This window comes from Microbacterium marmarense (genome assembly GCF_037204165.1).
Lineage (GTDB): Bacteria > Actinomycetota > Actinomycetes > Actinomycetales > Microbacteriaceae > Microbacterium > Microbacterium marmarense.
In genome coordinates this window covers 685,667-701,468 of sequence record NZ_JBBDGL010000002.1, presented here as the reverse complement: position 1 = coordinate 701,468, position 15,802 = coordinate 685,667, and the positions used below count along the sequence as shown (strand labels likewise).

At 62.6% G+C, this 15,802-nt stretch carries 16 protein-coding genes; 6 read left to right on the top strand and 10 right to left on the bottom strand.

Features of this window, described 5'->3' with window-relative positions; all coding sequences use genetic code 11:
* The first annotated feature begins 18 nt into the window (after positions 1-18).
* Entirely contained in the window at positions 19-873 is an 855-nt protein-coding gene (locus WDU96_RS09785) for a 3-hydroxyacyl-CoA dehydrogenase (protein WP_337338292.1), read from the top strand.
* 40 nt (positions 874-913) lie between these two features.
* On the opposite strand, the gene WDU96_RS09780 is transcribed toward WDU96_RS09785, so the two are convergent.
* Both WDU96_RS09780 and WDU96_RS09775 read right to left on the bottom strand, forming a co-directional pair.
* Complete coding sequence (locus WDU96_RS09780) at positions 914-1,264, bottom strand: LysR family transcriptional regulator (RefSeq protein ID WP_337338291.1); 351 nt, start codon at positions 1,262-1,264, stop codon at positions 914-916.
* Positions 1,265-1,338: 74 nt separating this feature from the next.
* Positions 1,339-2,154 (bottom strand): MOSC domain-containing protein, encoded by an 816-nt coding sequence (locus WDU96_RS09775; protein WP_337338290.1) that lies wholly within the window; start codon positions 2,152-2,154, stop codon positions 1,339-1,341.
* A gap of 136 nt (positions 2,155-2,290) precedes the next feature.
* Between WDU96_RS09775 and putP the strand changes: the two genes are divergently transcribed.
* Positions 2,291-3,802 carry a sodium/proline symporter PutP gene (gene putP, locus WDU96_RS09770; protein WP_337338289.1) on the top strand — a complete coding sequence of 504 codons (1,512 nt, stop codon included), beginning with the start codon at positions 2,291-2,293 and terminating at the stop codon, positions 3,800-3,802.
* A gap of 40 nt (positions 3,803-3,842) precedes the next feature.
* Positions 3,843-4,550 (top strand): polyamine aminopropyltransferase, encoded by a 708-nt coding sequence (locus WDU96_RS09765; RefSeq protein WP_337338288.1) that lies wholly within the window; start codon positions 3,843-3,845, stop codon positions 4,548-4,550.
* A 22-nt stretch (positions 4,551-4,572) separates the two neighbouring features.
* Here WDU96_RS09765 and WDU96_RS09760 read toward each other — a convergent pair whose 3' ends face one another.
* Genes WDU96_RS09760 through WDU96_RS09745 form a run of 4 tightly spaced genes read right to left on the bottom strand, consistent with a single transcriptional unit; the run spans position 4,573 to position 7,394 of the window.
* A complete protein-coding gene (locus tag WDU96_RS09760; RefSeq protein WP_337338287.1) occupies positions 4,573-5,256 on the bottom strand; it encodes a cation diffusion facilitator family transporter in 684 nt (227 codons plus the stop codon).
* Positions 5,253-5,594 carry an ArsR/SmtB family transcription factor gene (locus tag WDU96_RS09755; RefSeq protein ID WP_337338286.1) on the bottom strand — a complete coding sequence of 114 codons (342 nt, stop codon included), beginning with the start codon at positions 5,592-5,594 and terminating at the stop codon, positions 5,253-5,255. Before WDU96_RS09755 ends, WDU96_RS09760 begins: the two co-directional genes overlap by 4 nt.
* Positions 5,595-5,646: 52 nt before the next feature.
* The gene (locus WDU96_RS09750) at positions 5,647-7,080 is read right to left on the bottom strand and encodes an MFS transporter (protein WP_337338285.1); all 1,434 of its coding nucleotides are present in this window, start codon (positions 7,078-7,080) and stop codon (positions 5,647-5,649) included.
* A gap of 17 nt (positions 7,081-7,097) precedes the next feature.
* Complete coding sequence (locus tag WDU96_RS09745; protein ID WP_337338284.1) at positions 7,098-7,394, bottom strand: hypothetical protein; 297 nt, start codon at positions 7,392-7,394, stop codon at positions 7,098-7,100.
* A gap of 186 nt (positions 7,395-7,580) precedes the next feature.
* Between WDU96_RS09745 and WDU96_RS09740 the strand changes: the two genes are divergently transcribed.
* Together WDU96_RS09740 and WDU96_RS09735 are read left to right on the top strand one after the other, a co-directional pair.
* Positions 7,581-8,033, top strand: coding sequence for an Hsp20/alpha crystallin family protein (locus tag WDU96_RS09740; protein WP_337338283.1), 453 nt, complete (start codon positions 7,581-7,583; stop codon positions 8,031-8,033).
* 381 nt (positions 8,034-8,414) lie between these two features.
* The gene (locus WDU96_RS09735; protein ID WP_337338282.1) at positions 8,415-9,524 is read left to right on the top strand and encodes a fatty acid desaturase family protein; all 1,110 of its coding nucleotides are present in this window, start codon (positions 8,415-8,417) and stop codon (positions 9,522-9,524) included.
* Between the two features lie 302 nt (positions 9,525-9,826).
* Here WDU96_RS09735 and WDU96_RS09730 read toward each other — a convergent pair whose 3' ends face one another.
* Positions 9,827-11,335 carry an MDR family MFS transporter gene (locus tag WDU96_RS09730; RefSeq protein ID WP_337338281.1) on the bottom strand — a complete coding sequence of 503 codons (1,509 nt, stop codon included), beginning with the start codon at positions 11,333-11,335 and terminating at the stop codon, positions 9,827-9,829.
* A 119-nt stretch (positions 11,336-11,454) separates the two neighbouring features.
* A complete protein-coding gene (locus tag WDU96_RS09725) occupies positions 11,455-11,652 on the bottom strand; it encodes a hypothetical protein (RefSeq protein ID WP_337338280.1) in 198 nt (65 codons plus the stop codon).
* 84 nt (positions 11,653-11,736) lie between these two features.
* Here WDU96_RS09725 and WDU96_RS09720 point away from each other — a divergent pair, with 84 nt between their 5' ends.
* Complete coding sequence (locus WDU96_RS09720) at positions 11,737-13,674, top strand: ABC transporter ATP-binding protein (protein WP_337338434.1); 1,938 nt, start codon at positions 11,737-11,739, stop codon at positions 13,672-13,674.
* A gap of 4 nt (positions 13,675-13,678) precedes the next feature.
* On the opposite strand, the gene WDU96_RS09715 is transcribed toward WDU96_RS09720, so the two are convergent.
* Both WDU96_RS09715 and WDU96_RS09710 read right to left on the bottom strand, forming a co-directional pair.
* A complete protein-coding gene (locus tag WDU96_RS09715; protein WP_337338279.1) occupies positions 13,679-14,641 on the bottom strand; it encodes a glycosyltransferase family 2 protein in 963 nt (320 codons plus the stop codon).
* 2 nt (positions 14,642-14,643) lie between these two features.
* On the bottom strand, positions 14,644-15,792 hold the full coding sequence (locus tag WDU96_RS09710) for a cysteine desulfurase family protein (protein ID WP_337338433.1): 1,149 nt from the start codon (positions 15,790-15,792) through the stop codon (positions 14,644-14,646).
* Positions 15,793-15,802: the final 10 nt, after the last annotated feature.

The following is a 15,802-nucleotide window of genomic DNA, read 5'->3' as shown; positions in this document are numbered from 1 at the left end:
GTCGAAGGGAATACATCAATGAACACACTGAACAACGTCACTGTTCTGGGCGGCGGCGTCTTGGGCGCCCAGATCGCATATCAAGCAGCATTCCACGGCAAGAACGTGACCGTGTATGACATCAACGACGAAGCCCTTGAGGCTGCACGAGAGCGCTTCAACAAGCTGGTGTCTGTGTACGTCGAAGCGATGCCCGATGCTGAGGAGGGTCAGGCTGCCAAAGCAGCCGAATCGATTTCGCTGTCTTCCGACCTCGCCGAGGCAGTTGTCGACGCAGATCTTGTCATCGAAGCCGTTCCAGAGATTCTTGATCTCAAGAAGAAGGTCTTCAGCGACCTGGCGAAGGTCGCTCCCGAGAAGACGATCTTTGCCACCAACTCCTCGACAATGGTGCCCAGCCAGTATGCCGCCGAGGCGGGACGCCCTGACCGCTTCCTGGCGTTGCACTTCGCCAACAACATCTGGGTGCAGAACGTCGCTGAGGTCATGGGCACGGAGCGCACCTCGAACGAGGCCTACGACGCGGTCGTCGCCTACGCGGAAGAAACCGGCATGGATCCGATCCTCGTGAAGAAGGAGCAGCCGGGCTACGTTCTCAACTCATTGTTGGTTCCGCTGCTCAACGCAGCGAGTGCGCTGTACGTCAACGGTGTTGCGGATGTCGAAACGATCGATCACACGTGGCGCAAGGGAACGGGCGCGCAGTCGGGTCCGTTCCAGATGTACGACGTCATCGGATTGCGCACGGCCTACAACGTGTCATCGGCGAGCGATAACCCGAGCAGCATCAAGTTCGCCGAGATTCTGAAAACCGAGTTTCTCGACAAGGGCAAGTTCGGAGTCGCCAGCGGTGAAGGCTTCTACAAGTACTGAGCCATCATTCGACGTCAGGGGCGCTCATTCCACAGCGGGATCAGCGCCCTTGGCGCTTCTTAAAAGGCTTCGGCTGGCCCTTGACCGAAGGCGCGCGCCCTTTGCCCTTCGCAGCCTTGGCCTTACCGCCCGCGGGAACCTTCGGCTTCTCGACCTCGGGCGGTGATTCGTCGATCAAGCGTTGAGCGTCTTCGCGCAGCAGAACTCCCGCAGGAGTGAGCGTCCAGCCCGCCTTCGCACGCGAGAACAGGGGCTGCCCGGTCTCGGCCTCGAGTTTGTCGATGGTCGTATAGAGCGATGCGAGCGGGATATCGAGGGATGCCGCGGCTCGCGGAACGTGCAAATCGTGATCCACGATCGTAATGAATCGCTTGAGCTGGGTGGGATTCACTGATCAGCTTTCATGTTGTGTGAATGGATGACCGGTGAGGCGAGCAACGGTGGGTTGCGACTGGGCGGGTGGTCTTAGTGCGCCACGGCCTTCTCGCCGACCGCAATCATCGCAGATGCCCGAGAACCGCGCAGTTCGGGAACAAGCCAGATGCCGAACCAGGTCTTGCCATCCCAGCGGTGGTGCTTGGCGAGGGTGCGGATGGGTTCTTTGCCCCGCTCGAGCGTGGCGGGGTCGATTGTCGTCATCACGCATCGATCGCATGGACCAAGCACGCGAAAACGCACGTCACCGAGTTGGATGCGTGACCACGAGTCCTCGGCGAACGGCGTCGCTGGGTCGCCGTCAACAACGATGTTCGGTCGAAAGCGCACCATATCGAGCGGAGCGGCCTCGGCGTCGGTCCACTCGTCGAGCTGCGTCAATGACGACTCGCTGGTGAGCAGCAAGGGAGCGACGTCGGCGAGCGAGACGTGATCGCCCGCGAGCCCGCCCTCGGCCGGATCAATCGCGCGGCGTTTCGGGTCGGACTGCCACACCAGCCGGAGTGGCCGAGAGAGCTGCGCGCTCAACCAGGCATTGGCGGCAGCGTCAGCTAGCAACGCCGTGCCCTGCCCAGCATGTCCGACTGTGACTGACTCAGCGTGGACCGGTGCGTCGACGTGCAACGAGTCGGTGGCGCCGTCTATACGCAATCCGCCATTGTCGAGCGTCGTCGCACGCAACGACAGCAAGTGGTTTGCCTCTCGCGCGGTCACGGGGCTTCCGTCAGGGGCAACAACTGCCCACCGACGGTCTTCCGCGAGACCCCACGGGTGTACATCGGCAGCATCGACATCAAGACCCGCCAATGACTTGACGGGATACACGCGCAGTCTGGTTACCTTCACGAGTGCACGCTACCGCAGCCCTGCCTCCCGGCGTGGTTGTGCGCTAGCCTCGGGACCGCGAGAGTCTCTTGTTCCCGCCGCAGCGGTTTGCTGGGATCCGAGGGTTCGTGGCCTCGCGCAACTGAGAGGCGCAATCGTGGATGATGGAGTCTTCCAAGTAATCGCAATGGTCATTTACATGGCCGCCATGCTCGGGATCGGCTGGTGGGCGTACAAGCGCACCAGCGACCTCGACGACTATATGCTCGCCGGACGAAAACTCAGCCCCGGCGTCGCCGCGCTCAGCGCTGGCGCTTCAGACATGTCGGGATGGCTTTTGCTCGGGCTCCCGGGCGCCTTCTACATCGGCGGGCTCTTTCAAGGCTGGATCGCGATCGGTCTCACCATCGGAGCGTGGCTCAATTGGAAGTTCGTGGCTCCCCGGCTTCGTGCATACACCGAGGTTTCGAAGAACTCCATCACCGTGCCGAGCTTCTTCGAAAACCGCCTCCGCGACAAGTCGCGAGTACTGCGAGTGGTGGCGGGCGTCATCATCCTCGTGTTTTTCACGTTCTATGTCTCATCTGGAATGGTTGCCGGCGGCGTGTTCTTCCAGAGCGCCTTTGGCTCTGAGTATTGGATCGGGATGCTGATTGTGGGCGGCGTGACAGTTCTGTACACGCTCTTCGGTGGCTTTATCGGAGCGACTTACACCGACGTCGTGCAGGGCATCATGATCTTCTGTGCGCTTATTGCCGTGCCGATCATCGGGCTCACCCAGACGGGTGGAGTCTCCAACACGATCGAGTCCATTCGGGCGGTGAGTACCGAAGTTGACATGTTCAGCCTCTTCGCTGGCGGCACAGTTCTCGCGGCGATCTCCGCTGCGGCGTGGGGGCTCGGGTACTTCGGCCAGCCCCACATCCTGGTGCGTTTCATGGCCCTGCGCTCGCCCGGCGATGCCGTCGCGGGTCGGCGCATCGGGATCAGCTGGATGGTTCTCTCAGTTCTCGGCGCGATGGCTTCGGCGCTGGTGGGAATCGCGTATTTTCAGCAGCATCCTGAACTCACGCTCGAAAACCCCGAGCGCGTGTTTCTTGAGCTCGCACAGATCTTCTTCCACCCCCTGATCGCAGGGTTCGTGCTCGCAGCAGTGCTCGCCGCGATCATGAGCACAATTTCGTCGCAACTCATCGTCTCGTCGTCTGCACTCGTCGAGGATCTCTACAAGATCGTGGCTAAGAAGCAGGCGACCCCCAAAGCACAGGTCATCCTCGGTCGCACGGGCGTGCTGATCGTCTCGGTGATCGCCGTGATTCTCGCATGGGACCCAAATTCGTCGATCCTCGACCTCGTTGCCTACGCATGGGCGGGCTTCGGGGCCGCATTCGGTCCGATTGTGCTGCTATCGCTGTTTTGGCGCAAGCTGACGAGTGCCGGAGCAATTGCCGGAATGCTCACGGGAGCGATCACCGTGGTGATCTGGGGCAACATCGATGCGCTTTCGGGCGTGATGTATGAGATCGTGCCTGGCTTTGTGCTCAATCTCGTCGTGGCTTTCGTAGTCAGCCGATTCACGTACACCGCAAGCGACGATATCTCGAGCGAGTTCGACACCGCGGTTGAAAGTGTGCGCACGGGCACTGTCGTGCTGCCGGAGGCGAAGTAGTGCTGCGTTCGAACGCAAGCCACGCTCGAGAAGGAATCACGTGATCACTCGGTTCGAAGAACTTGATTGGCAACCGACGCCGATGGGGGATCTCACCCTGCGGCGTCGGTGGGAGCCTGCGGCGGGGCACGAGATCTATGAGGTAAAGCTCGGGGAAGAGTACTTGATGTCGAGTCTGTTCACTGTCGCTGAGATCGCGCTCGCAGATCTCGGACTCGCCGTCGTGGGTGGCGACGACCTCAACGTGCTGGTAGGCGGGCTTGGTCTTGGCTACACCGCGGTAGCGGCATTGCGTGACAGTCGGGTGGGTGCGCTCGCCGTGATCGATCGTCTCGATACCGTGATCGGCTGGCATGAGCGCAAGCTGTTGCCAGTTTCAGCCGAGCTTGTGGACGATCCGCGCACCACGCTGGTCTGCGACGATTTCTTCGAGGTCATGCGCAACGCTCCGGGTGATGACCAGAGGGCGTGGAATGCAATCTTGCTCGACGTCGATCACTCCCCGCGCCATCAGCTCGACTCGACGCACGCCGACCTCTACCAGGCGGAGGGCTTGCGCGCACTTGACCGGCATCTCGCATCGAGAGGCGTGTTCGCGCTTTGGTCAGACGACCCGCCAGACGCGGACTTCATGGTTCAGCTCGATCAGGTTTTCGACGACACGGCTGCGCATGTCGTGGACTTTGCGAACCCCGTGACTGAAGGGATGTCATCTAACACCGTGTACGTGGGAAGAAGTCGCCGCTAGCTAGATCGCACGGTGTGCGTGCTCAGTGGTGATCGTGATCGTGGCGATCATCGTCGTGCTCGTCCTCAAGTAGCATCCCTACAGATGTCGCGCACGCGTCACCACGCCACGCTTCGATGCCCTCGCGTAGCGCGAATGCGGCGATCACGAGACCGGCAATCGCGTCGGCCCACCACCAGCCCAACACCGAGTTCAGCAGTAGCCCGACCAAGACCGCGGCCGACAGGTATGTGCAGATCAGCGTCTGCTTCGAGTCGGCAACCGCGCTCGCCGACCCCAGCTCGCGACCGGCGCGACGTTCTGCAAACGACAAGAACGGCATGATCACCACGCTGAGCGCGGCGATCGCGATGCCGGTCGAGCTGTGTTCGACGTCAACGCGGGTGATCAACGCGAACAGCGAACTGGCGGTGACATACGCGGCGAGTGCGAAGAAGGCGACGGCGATGACCCGCAGTGTTCCTCGCTCCCAACGCTCTGGATCTCGCCGCGTGAATTGCCATGCGACCGCTGCGGCCGACAGCACCTCGATTGTTGAGTCGAGTCCGAACGCCACTAGGGCGGCCGAGTTCGCAAGGTTGCCCGCTGTCAACGCGATGACAGCCTCGATCAGGTTGTAGACGATAGTCGCCGACACGATCCAGCGGATTCGTCGTTGCAGGGTTGCTTTGCGCTGAGCCGAGAGCGTTCCGGTGGCCGCGGTCATGAGCAGGTGCAGACGTCAGTGGAGCAGCAGCCCGGTTCGACGTGCAATACCACTTGCAGTAGTTCGTCGAGTGCTGGTGCGAGATGAGCGTCTGCGAGACGGTATTGCGTGCGTCGACCGTCTGGCGTAGCCGTGACGAGGCCACACCCGCGCAAACACGCCAGTTGATTCGACATCACCTGTCGTGAGACGTCGAGCGAGTCGGCCAGGTCAGAGGGGTACGCCGAGCCTGCGCGAAGCGCAAGCAGAATGCCCACTCGGGTCGCATCCGAGAGTGCAAAGCCGAGCCTTGCGAGAGCGGCGGTGTGGGTCACGGAGGCGGTGGTGGCGAGCACCATTTGAGAATACAGCAAACCATGAATTAAGGAAACGCTGTATCTATGGGGCTGTTCAACGTGCGAGTCGGCTGCGTACTCGCCGCAGCGTTGAAGTCGTGCCGCTCGGAATCAATAGCGCCGAGAGAACCGCGAGCACCGTGATCGCCGTGATAGCGCTGAACGCCGCCGCGTATACATCGCCATCCGGCTCGGACGACTGAATGGCTATCAGCGCCGCGATCATCGATGCGCCGACCGCACCTCCGAGTTGCCGAGCGACGACAGTCAGGCCCGTGGCCGCACCGACGTGCTGCTCATCGACGTGGTCGATCAGCACGTTCACGAGCCCGGCAGACGCCGCCGCGATACCCGCGCCGAGCAGAACGGTACCCAGCAGCAGGGTGATGAGTTCGCGCGGCGCGATAATCATCACGAGCGCACCGGCGGCGGCCGTGGCTGCTCCCAGAATGACGGGCGCGCGTGTGCCGATCCATCGACGCAGCACACCTGACAGCGGACCGACCACGAGCATGGCGATCGTCGCCGGCAACAGGAGCAATGCAGCGAGCGTCACTGACGCAGAGAGTCCTGCTTCGTCGCCAGAGGGCGCCTCGGCGAACGCCGGAATGAGAACGTAGATGCCGAGCAGGGCTGCGCCGAGCAAGAATGCGGTCAGTTGCGTGGCCCACACTCCGCGCAGACGCAGAGTGGGAGCGCCGAGGAGAGGATCGGGGCTCACGCGCTCGCGAAAGAACCAGTAGCAAAGCGCAACGGTCGCGATGAGAACAAGTGCGATGATCCACCACCACGGCGAGGGCCAGCGTGGTGCCTCGGTGAAGGCGAGAAGAACGGCGATCACGCCAACTGCAAGCGACAGTGCTGCTCGCAGCTCCACGTGGACGTTGCGGCGGCGGGGAATGTGGGGGAGAGCGGAAGCGAGAACAACCCAGCTCGCCACGACGATTGCAAACGGCACCCAGGCAGTGGCGCGGATGCCGATGTGATCGACCAGCAGCCCCGATACCAGCACGCCGAACCCGATCCCGGTGGCGAACATCGCGGTGACCAGACCTACAGCGCCCGCGCGGTTGTGTTCCGGTACGAGTCGTGGCACAGCGGCGATGGCCAGTGGAAACACGCCCCCGCCGACCCCAAGAATGGCGCGGCCGGCGATAAGCCACCCGAGGGTGGGCGCGATCGCCGTGATGAACAGGCCGAGTGCTACCAGCGGCAGTACCATCAGCAGCGTCCGTCGAGCGCCGTAGGCGTCTCCCATTCGCCCGATGACCGGTGTGGTGGCGACGGCGACAACCAATGTGATTGTGAGAGCCCAGGTGGCGTCCCCCGTGGTCACACCGAAAGCATCTGCCGTAATTCCAAGCACCGGGGCAGTCATCGCCTGCGGCAGAGTTGCCCCGAGCGTTGCGACGACGAGCCCTGTCATCGACACAACCCCGCGCGCCCCCAACCGTATGGGCACTCGGATCGCGCTGGTCGGTGTCGACATCACTTAACGGTAGCGAGCTAGCCCAACCGCATGCGTCCGCGTGTGAAAGGCCAGATCGGCGCTTCGTAGATCAGCTTCGCGGGGTCCTCGGGTGCGAGCGTGAACTGAGCTTCGCCAAATCGCCACATTCGGTTGAACAGAAACACGCCCAGCGTCACCGACTCGTCGGCGGCGAGCTGCCATGTGCCCACGCCCCACTGCACGGGTTGGCCTCTGCCTTCGATGATGAGCGTCGGGCGAATTCCGCCATAGAGCGCAAACCACGGCTTGTGCATCGTCAGTTCAATGCGGCGGGTGGCGCGGTCGGAGGTCATCCCCCCACGGTAGCTGGGGGAGCGTCGTGCGTCTGTTTCGGGCGGGGTTGGGGGCCGATGTTGTGACTACGGATTTCTGGCACTCGACTGCCGAGAGTGCTAATATTTGAGCAGTTGAGTCATGTGGGCTCAACTTTGAATCGGCGCTCGAGCGCATCGTTCGAGCGAAGAGAAAAGGAGATGACTATGGCAAACTACGACCCGTTCCGTGACCTCGACCGTATTGCGTCGACCCTTCTCGAGTCGCGCGGTGGACCGCGGCGCATGCCGATGGACCTCTACCGCGACGGCGACCACTATGTGCTCGCCGCGGATCTGCCCGGAATCGACCCCGGCTCGGTTGACATCGACGTCGACGGTCAATTGCTGACAATCCGCGCTGAACGGACTCTCGCATCGGGCGATGATGTGAAGTGGATCACTCGAGAGCGTGAGGCGGCGACTTTTGTACGCCAACTCAACCTCGGCCAAGGCGTCGACACCGAGCAGATCAGTGCGTCCTATGACAATGGGGTGCTGTCGGTGACGATCCCGGTCAGCGAGAAAGCCAAGCCGCGCCGCATCGCTGTCGCGACAGCAGATTCGGTCGCAGCCCTTCAGGCGCACGAGTCTGACGCGTCACAACCCGTCGAACAGTAGCGATCATGCGCCGCTGCGGGGCGGTCGAGTCGTCCGCCCCGCAACGGCGCCCTTTCCCATAGGCGGCTGTCGCCCTTGGTCGGATCCAGGGCAACGGCAACGTATCGGCAACGGAGCTCTCATGAATGAAGAAAGACTTGATGACCCCTTTTATGACGAAGTTGATGCGTTCGAGGAACAGCTCGGCGCGGAGTTGATCCGCAACGGAGTGATTGAGCGCTGGTGATCGCATGGGCTGCCCCGCTCGGCAATCGAGGTGAGATCGCCAAAGACATGCCTCTTGCGGCATCACCCCCCGCGTAGGCTCGCCGCAACGGCTCTTTCGGGCCGCCCCAACCAGCTTTGGCTCCAGGGTCGCCGCTGCCGACCAGAGGAGCCGCGATGGCATCCGTTGCACCAGCATCCACTCTCGGGCCAATCAGACAGACGTACGCGAGTGCGACCACGTTCCCCCCTGTGGCCCGTGCGTACACGAACATCTCGCAGGTCGCGAAAGAGACCGGTCTGCTCGCACGCACCCCGTGGTTTTACGGCACTGTCGCGACCGTGCTGGTTCTTGCCCTTGGCGGCGTCATCACCGGGTTCATTCTGCTCGGCGAAAGCTGGTTTCAGCTGCTGATGGCGGCCGCACTCGGCATCATCGTCACCCAGTTCGCCTTCCTCGGACACGAGGCAGCGCACAAGCAGATCCTCACCAGCGGCCGCGCCAATGACCGTCTCGCCCGTGTTCTCGCGGCAGGGTTCGTGGGCATGAGTTTGTCGTGGTGGGATGCCAAGCACAGCCGTCACCACGCCAACCCCAACCGGGTGGGCAAAGACCCCGACATCGAGGTCGACACGATCTCATTCCTCGAAGAGGACGCGGCTCAGTCACGCGGATTCGTTCGCCTGATCACTCGCAAGCAGGGCTGGTTGTTCTTTCCACTGTTGACGCTCGAGGGCATCAACCTGCACTACCTCGGTCTGAAGCACCTGTTCTTCACCAAGGGCAAGGTCAAAGGCCGTGCGCTTGAAATCACGTTGATTCTCACGCGCCTCGCGATCGTCATCGTGCCGGTTTTTCTGCTGCTGCCGCTCGGCATGGCCTTTGCGTTCATGGGCGTTCAGCTCGCGGTCTTCGGCGTCTACATGGGCGCGGCATTCGCACCGAACCACAAGGGAATGCCGATCATCGCGCCCGACGCTCGACTCGACTTCTTCAGCAAGCAGGTTCGCACCTCGCGCAATGTCAGCGGCGGATGGTGGGCCACCTGGCTCATGGGCGGCCTCAACTACCAGGTCGAGCACCACCTCTTTCCGAGCATGTCGCGCCTGCACCTCGCGAAGGCTCGCGAAATCGTACGTGAGCAGTGCGAAACACTCGACGTTCCGTATACCGAGACCACGCTCTGGCGTTCGTACGCGATCGTCATCGACTACCTCAACCGCGTCGGACTCGCAGCACGCGACCCCTTCGACTGCCCCATGGTTTCTGACATGCGTCGTGTCTAGCCACGACGCAAGTTCGACGACGCCCGCGGATCATTCTGCGGGCGTTTGTCGTTTGCACGCGCATGGTGTTGCGGCGGCCCCGCGCTTGGCCGATGGTCGTACTATGGAGCCATGACTTCACAGCCAGAGACCGTTGCCCTCAAGCCCGTTGACGACGAGAAGAACCTTCTCGCCCCCGCAGAATCCGCGGGTGGATGCTGCGGTGGAAGCGCCTGCGGCACCAACTAAGGCACGAAATACAGCTCTGCCCCCGCTGAGACAGCGGGGGCAGAGCTGTATTTGTCTGTGTCGACGTCGCTGCGTCAATGAGCAACTGGCGCAGCGTCGAGGTCGTCGGCAGGCTTGCGAATGAAGAACGCGCCGACGATGGTGAGCAGCGAGATGATCGCGCCGACGAGGTAGGCGGCGTGAATGCCCGCGGCTTCAGCGGTGACCGCGGCAGTGCCCGAGTGCGTCTGCATGGCGCTCACCGACGACATGATGCCGATCATCAACGCAATACCGGCTGCTCCGGCAACCTGTTGAGCGGTGCTGACGATGGCGCTGCCGTACGAATAGAACCTCGGTCGAACCGACGCGAGCGATGCGGTGAACAGTGGCGTGAATGAGAGGGCAAGGCCAACAGAAAGAAGCGTCTGCACCGCGACTACCACCCAGACGGCAGTGTTCTCGTCGTAGGTCGTACTCGCCCAGAGCATGCCGCTGGTGAGGATCGACCCGGGCACGATCAGCACGCGTGTGCCCCATCGGTCGTAGATGCGCCCAATGACCGGGCCGGCGAAGCCCATCGCCAATGCGCCGGGCAGAAGAATGAGGCCCGCATCAAGCGGCTCGAGCAGTAGAACTTGCTGTAGGTAAAGGGGTAGCAGGGTGATTGCACCGAAGAACACCATCGACATCAACATCATCTGGGCGATCGATAGCGAGAAATTGGTGCTCTTGAAGACGCGAAGATCGAGCAGCGCGGAGTCGGTAGCTTGCAGACGGATCTGGCGCCATGCGAACAGTGCGAGCGAAACCACTCCGACGACGAGTGAGATCGTCAGCGACCGGTCGATCTCGGCATTGGTTGCGAGCGCTGCAGCGCTCGTGTCATGACTGCCGCCGCCGATGAGGCTCAGTCCGTACACGACGCCACCGAAGCCGAACGCCGACAGAATCACGGATGGAATGTCGATGCGCGCGTGTGACTTCTCTCCGATGTTGCGAATCCACATTGCTCCGACCACTAGCGCGACGAGCGCAATAGGCAGGATCATGCCGAAGATCCAGCGCCAGCCGGCCGTCTGGATGATGAGGCCCGAGAGGCTGGGGCCGATCGCCGGTGCAAGCGCAATGACAATGCTCACGCGCCCCATCATGCGCCCACGGGACTGCGCTGGAACCACGGTCATCAGGGTGGTCATCAGCAACGGCATCATGATGGCGGTGCCAGACGCCTGAACAACGCGCGCGACCAGCAGCATCTCGAAGCCGGGAGCAAGAAACGCGATCAGCGTCCCGAGCGAGAACAACGACATGGCGGCGATGAACATCGGGCGGGTGCTGTAGCGCCGGATGAGGAAGCCGGTGATCGGAATCACGACCGCCATCGTGAGCATGAACGAGGTGGTGAGCCACTGCGCCGCCAGTGCGGTGATGCCCAGAGTTGTGATGAGGTCGGGAATCGCGACGCCCATCGTGGTTTCATTGAGGATCGCAACGAAAGCCGCACCGAGCAGCAACCAGATGACTCGTGCTTGCTCGGCAGTGAGAGCCGATTCAGCTGTTCTGATGCTGCCAGCGTCGGGCGTGGTGTCCATGGCCGCCATCGGTGGTCTCCTCGAAATCAGGCAAGGCGAAGCATGCCGCAGAGAATCGGCAAGCTCTCAGCCTAACGGCGGTTGAGCACGCCGCATTCCCGTGAGGGAGACAAATCTCAGACGAGGCCCTAACCCTCTGTGTTCGCGTCCCAGTCTTCTGAACCGATCGCGTCGGTTGCGTGCGGCGTGGGCTCGCGGTCCGTGAGACTGGCGGGCGTGGGATTGACGAGTTCCTCTTCGGGGATCGCCTTGAGCTCGTCGATTTCTTTGCGAAGTTCGGCCAGATCGGCGCCGTCTGGCGCGGACGCATCGGGTGTCGAAGTCATGGTCTGAGCCTAGTCGCGTCACGCCTCGAATGGGAGGCGGAGCCGGAGTGAGGTGGGTCGCATAGGCTTTTCGACGTGAGCATGATGCGTGGTGGGGGCGGAGGGCGTCCCAGCTTTCGCCCGCCTGACACCGCAGCGCAGCGCAAGCAGAACGCGGAAGCTCCACGCATTCCCCACTTGGGTCGTCGAATCGTGGTACTTTTTCGCCCCTACCGGCCGAGCATTATCTGCACCGCGATTCTCGTGATCGTGGGAGCGAGCCTCGCAGTCGTCCCGCCCCTGTTGGTGCAGCGAATTTTCGACGACGCGCTTTTTCCCGTCGATGGCTCTGCCCCCGATCTGACGCTGCTGTGGGAACTGGTGCTCGCCACCATCGGGCTCTACCTCCTGTCAGCCGGCGTGGGAGTGATACAGACATGGCTTACAGCCACGGTCGGCAACCGCGTCACTGGCGACTTGCGGATACGGCTGTTCGAGCATCTGCAAGCGATGGAACTGGGTTTTTTCACCCGAACGAAGACCGGAGTGATTCAGTCGCGCCTGCAGAACGACGTCGGCGGCGTCTCGGGTGTGCTCACGAACACCGTGACCAGCGTGCTAGGAAACACCGTCACGGTCATCGCATCGCTGATCGCCATGATCATCATTGATTGGCGGTTGACCATCATCGCCGTGATCATGATGCCCATTCTCGTGATCGTGCAGCGCCGAGTCGGTCAGGTGCGCGCTCGCATCGCGGGCGAAACGCAGGAGTCGCTGTCTGAGCTCACCGCGATCACGCAAGAGACGCTGAGCGTCTCAGGCATCATGCTGTCGAAGTCCTTCAACCGGCAGCGTGCCGAGTCTGCGCGCTACGGTGCCGAGAACGTGAACCAGGTGCGTCTGCAGGTGCGTCAGGCTATGAGCGGCCAGGGTTTCTTCGCGGTGGTGCAGGTGCTGATGGCCAGCGTGCCCGCGGTGATCTACCTCGTCTCGGGTTACCTCATCGCTGGCACTGCCGACACGATCACGGCGGGAACGATCGTTGCGTTCACGACAGTGCAAGCGCGCCTGCTGATGCCGCTGATGGGGCTCATGCGTGTTGCACTCGACCTGCAGACGTCGGGCGCTCTGTTCGCGCGCATCTTCGAGTATCTCGACCTCGTGCCGACTATCAAAGATGCCCCCGATGCCGTCGGCGTCGATAGCGCCAGCGACGCTCTCGGTCGGGTCGAGTTTCGAGATGTGACTTTTCGCTACCCGGATGCTGCGCCCGACTCTCGCCCCACCCTCGACCGCGTGTCCTTCACCGCCGAGCCCGGGCAGCACGTGGCTTTTGTGGGACCGTCCGGGGCTGGCAAGACCACCGTGCTCTACCTCACCCCGCGTATGTACGAGGCCTCGGGTGGTGAGGTGCGATTCGCCGGTGCAGATGTGCGCCATCTGACCCAGGAAGCGATCATCGACCACGTCGGCATCGTCTCGCAGGAGACGTACCTGTTTCACGCATCAATCCGTGAGAATCTTCGCTACGCGAAGCCCGACGCGACGGATGCTGAGCTAGAACAAGCCTGCCGAGCGGCGAACATCCATCAGGTGATTGCGGGTTTCGAGCACGGCTACGACACCATTGTCGGCGAGCGCGGGTACCGGCTGTCAGGCGGCGAGAAGCAGCGTATTGCGATTGCCAGGGTTCTGTTGAAAGATCCGCCGGTGCTGCTGCTCGACGAGGCGACTTCGGCTCTCGACACGGTCTCGGAGCGTGTCGTTCAAGAGGCGCTGGATGCTGCAGCCCGAGGTCGCACGACACTGTCTATCGCACATCGACTCTCAACAGTCATCGGCGCCGACATCATTCATGTCGTCGAAGCTGGACGCATTGTGGAATCCGGTACTCACGCGTCATTGCTTGCCGCGGGCGGTCTCTACGCCGACCTCGCGGCGGAGCAGATGGCAGCATCCCGAATCTTGAAAGCTGAAGCCGAAGCTGAAGCGGAAGCTGATCGTGGAGTTGAAGCTGATCGTGGAGTTGAGGGTGGCTAGCGGCTCACCAACCTGACGCCCGGGCAAGTGCGCGCGCGGCAGGGTCCGACAGCTTTGAGGGTGCGTCGGCGCGACGGGTGAGTTCGCGAGCGAACGCACCCACCTCATTGCGATACCGCTCCACCGGGTGCTCGATCGCGATCTCAACCAGCGGCGGCAGATCGAGCATCAGCATCAGCGGCACGCGTGCGGCCGCGGCTGATCGGGCGCCCGCTGCGTCGAGAACGCTCAGCCCCCCTCGCAGCGCCTCCAAATAGTCCAGCAGCACTGGGAGCTCCGCTTTGTGCTGCGTGATCGACGAACCGTTGGCGCGCTCGCGCCACTCCACGACCACGTCGGTGATCACGTCGAAAGCACGAGCTTTCGTGTACATGAGCTGGGCGATGATCTGGTCTTCATACGCCTTGCCCTCGGGAAAACGAAACCGGTGCCGGCGCCAGAAATCGATGCGGCTGATCTTGGACCACGCGACCACGTTTCCCGATGCGGCGGGGTGATCTTCCAGTGTCACTGCACGCCGCGCGGGATCGGTCGCGGCGAGAACCCATGGTTGCACCTCGCCGGACTCGTACGTGCCCGGTGCGTCTGGGCGCAGGCGAACATAGGCACCGGCGATGAAGTCGCTCCCCGTCTCGGTCAGTGTGGTGGTCAAGCGTTCCAGGGCAGCCGGTCTCAAGATGTCGTCTGCGTCGAGAAAACCAACAAGCGGTGTGTCGACCAGGTCGAGTCCGGTGTTCCTTGAGGCGCCTAGGCCGCGTCGAGCGCCATGGCGCACGACGCGAAATCGTGAGTCGACTGCGGCGAACCTGTCGAGTATCTCGGCGGTGTCGTCTTCTGAGCAATCGTCGATCAGAATCGCTCTCCACGACGGAAGCGATTGCGTTTGCAACGAGCGCAGTGCGTCAGCAACATATGGATCGACGTTGAATGCTGGCACGATGATCGTGACTGTGGCGTTCTCAGCCACGGTTATGCGCCCGGCTTTACGGCCGATACCGCGCCAGCGACGGCGTCAGCGACGGCGTCGAGCGAGCCGTCGTGAGAGTGGCTGAAGGTGAAGCGCACTGCGGTTTGCGCAATGGGTTCGTCGATGCCCATCGCAACGAGAACATGCGAAGCTTCATCACTGCCGGCGGCGCAGGCCGATCCGCTCGACGAGACAATTCCGCGCCGCTCGAGTTCTAGCAGCACCGCTTCACCGCTCGTGCCCGCGAAGGTGAAACTCGCTGTGCCTGGAAGCCTCTTCACAGGGTGGCCCGTCAATCGGGCGTTTGGCACGCGCGCAAGAACTGCGTCGACGAACTCATCTCGCAGGCGAGCCACGCGAGCGGCAGATTCGAGGCGCTCTGCTTCGGTCAGTTCGAGCGCTGTCGCAAAGCCGACCGCTGCGGCAACGTTCTCGGTGCCACTGCGCTTGCCGCGTTCTTGGCCGCCGCCGTGCAATACGGGCTCAATCGGAATGCGTCCGCGCACGGCGAGCACCCCGATTCCCTTTGGTGCGCCGATCTTGTGGCCCGCGAGAGAGACGGCGTCGACACCGAGCGCTTTCGCCGACAGCGGCAACCAGCCGGCGGCTTGGACGGCGTCGATGTGAAGCGGTACACGCGTTGCGCTCACTCGCACGGCTGCCGCGATGCCCGCGACATCTTGAACAGTGCCGACCTCGTTGTTCGCATAGCCGAAGCTCACCAGAGCGGTATCTTCGCGAACGGCGCTGGCGACGGCGTCGGCGAGCAATACGCCGTCTGCATCGACGGGCACACGGGTGATATCGAAGCCGTGGATGCGCTCGAGGTACGACACCGACTCGAGGATCGACTCGTGCTCGATCTGGGTGGTGACCACGTGCCGAGCGCCACGTGCGGCCGCGGCGATTGCGACGCCCTTGATGGCGAGGTTGTTTGCTTCGGTTCCGCCAGCGGTGAAGACCACGTCGCCGGCGCGCATGTCGAGCACCCTGGCAACGCGAGCGCGAGCATCGACGAGTGCGTCGGCCGCGGCTTCGCCGACGGTGTGGTGACTCGAGGGATTGCCGAACCAGCGTGAGAAATAGGGTGCCATCGCCTCGAGAACTTCGGGGCGCACAGGAGTCGTGGCCGCGTTGTCGAGATACAGCAGGGGCATGACG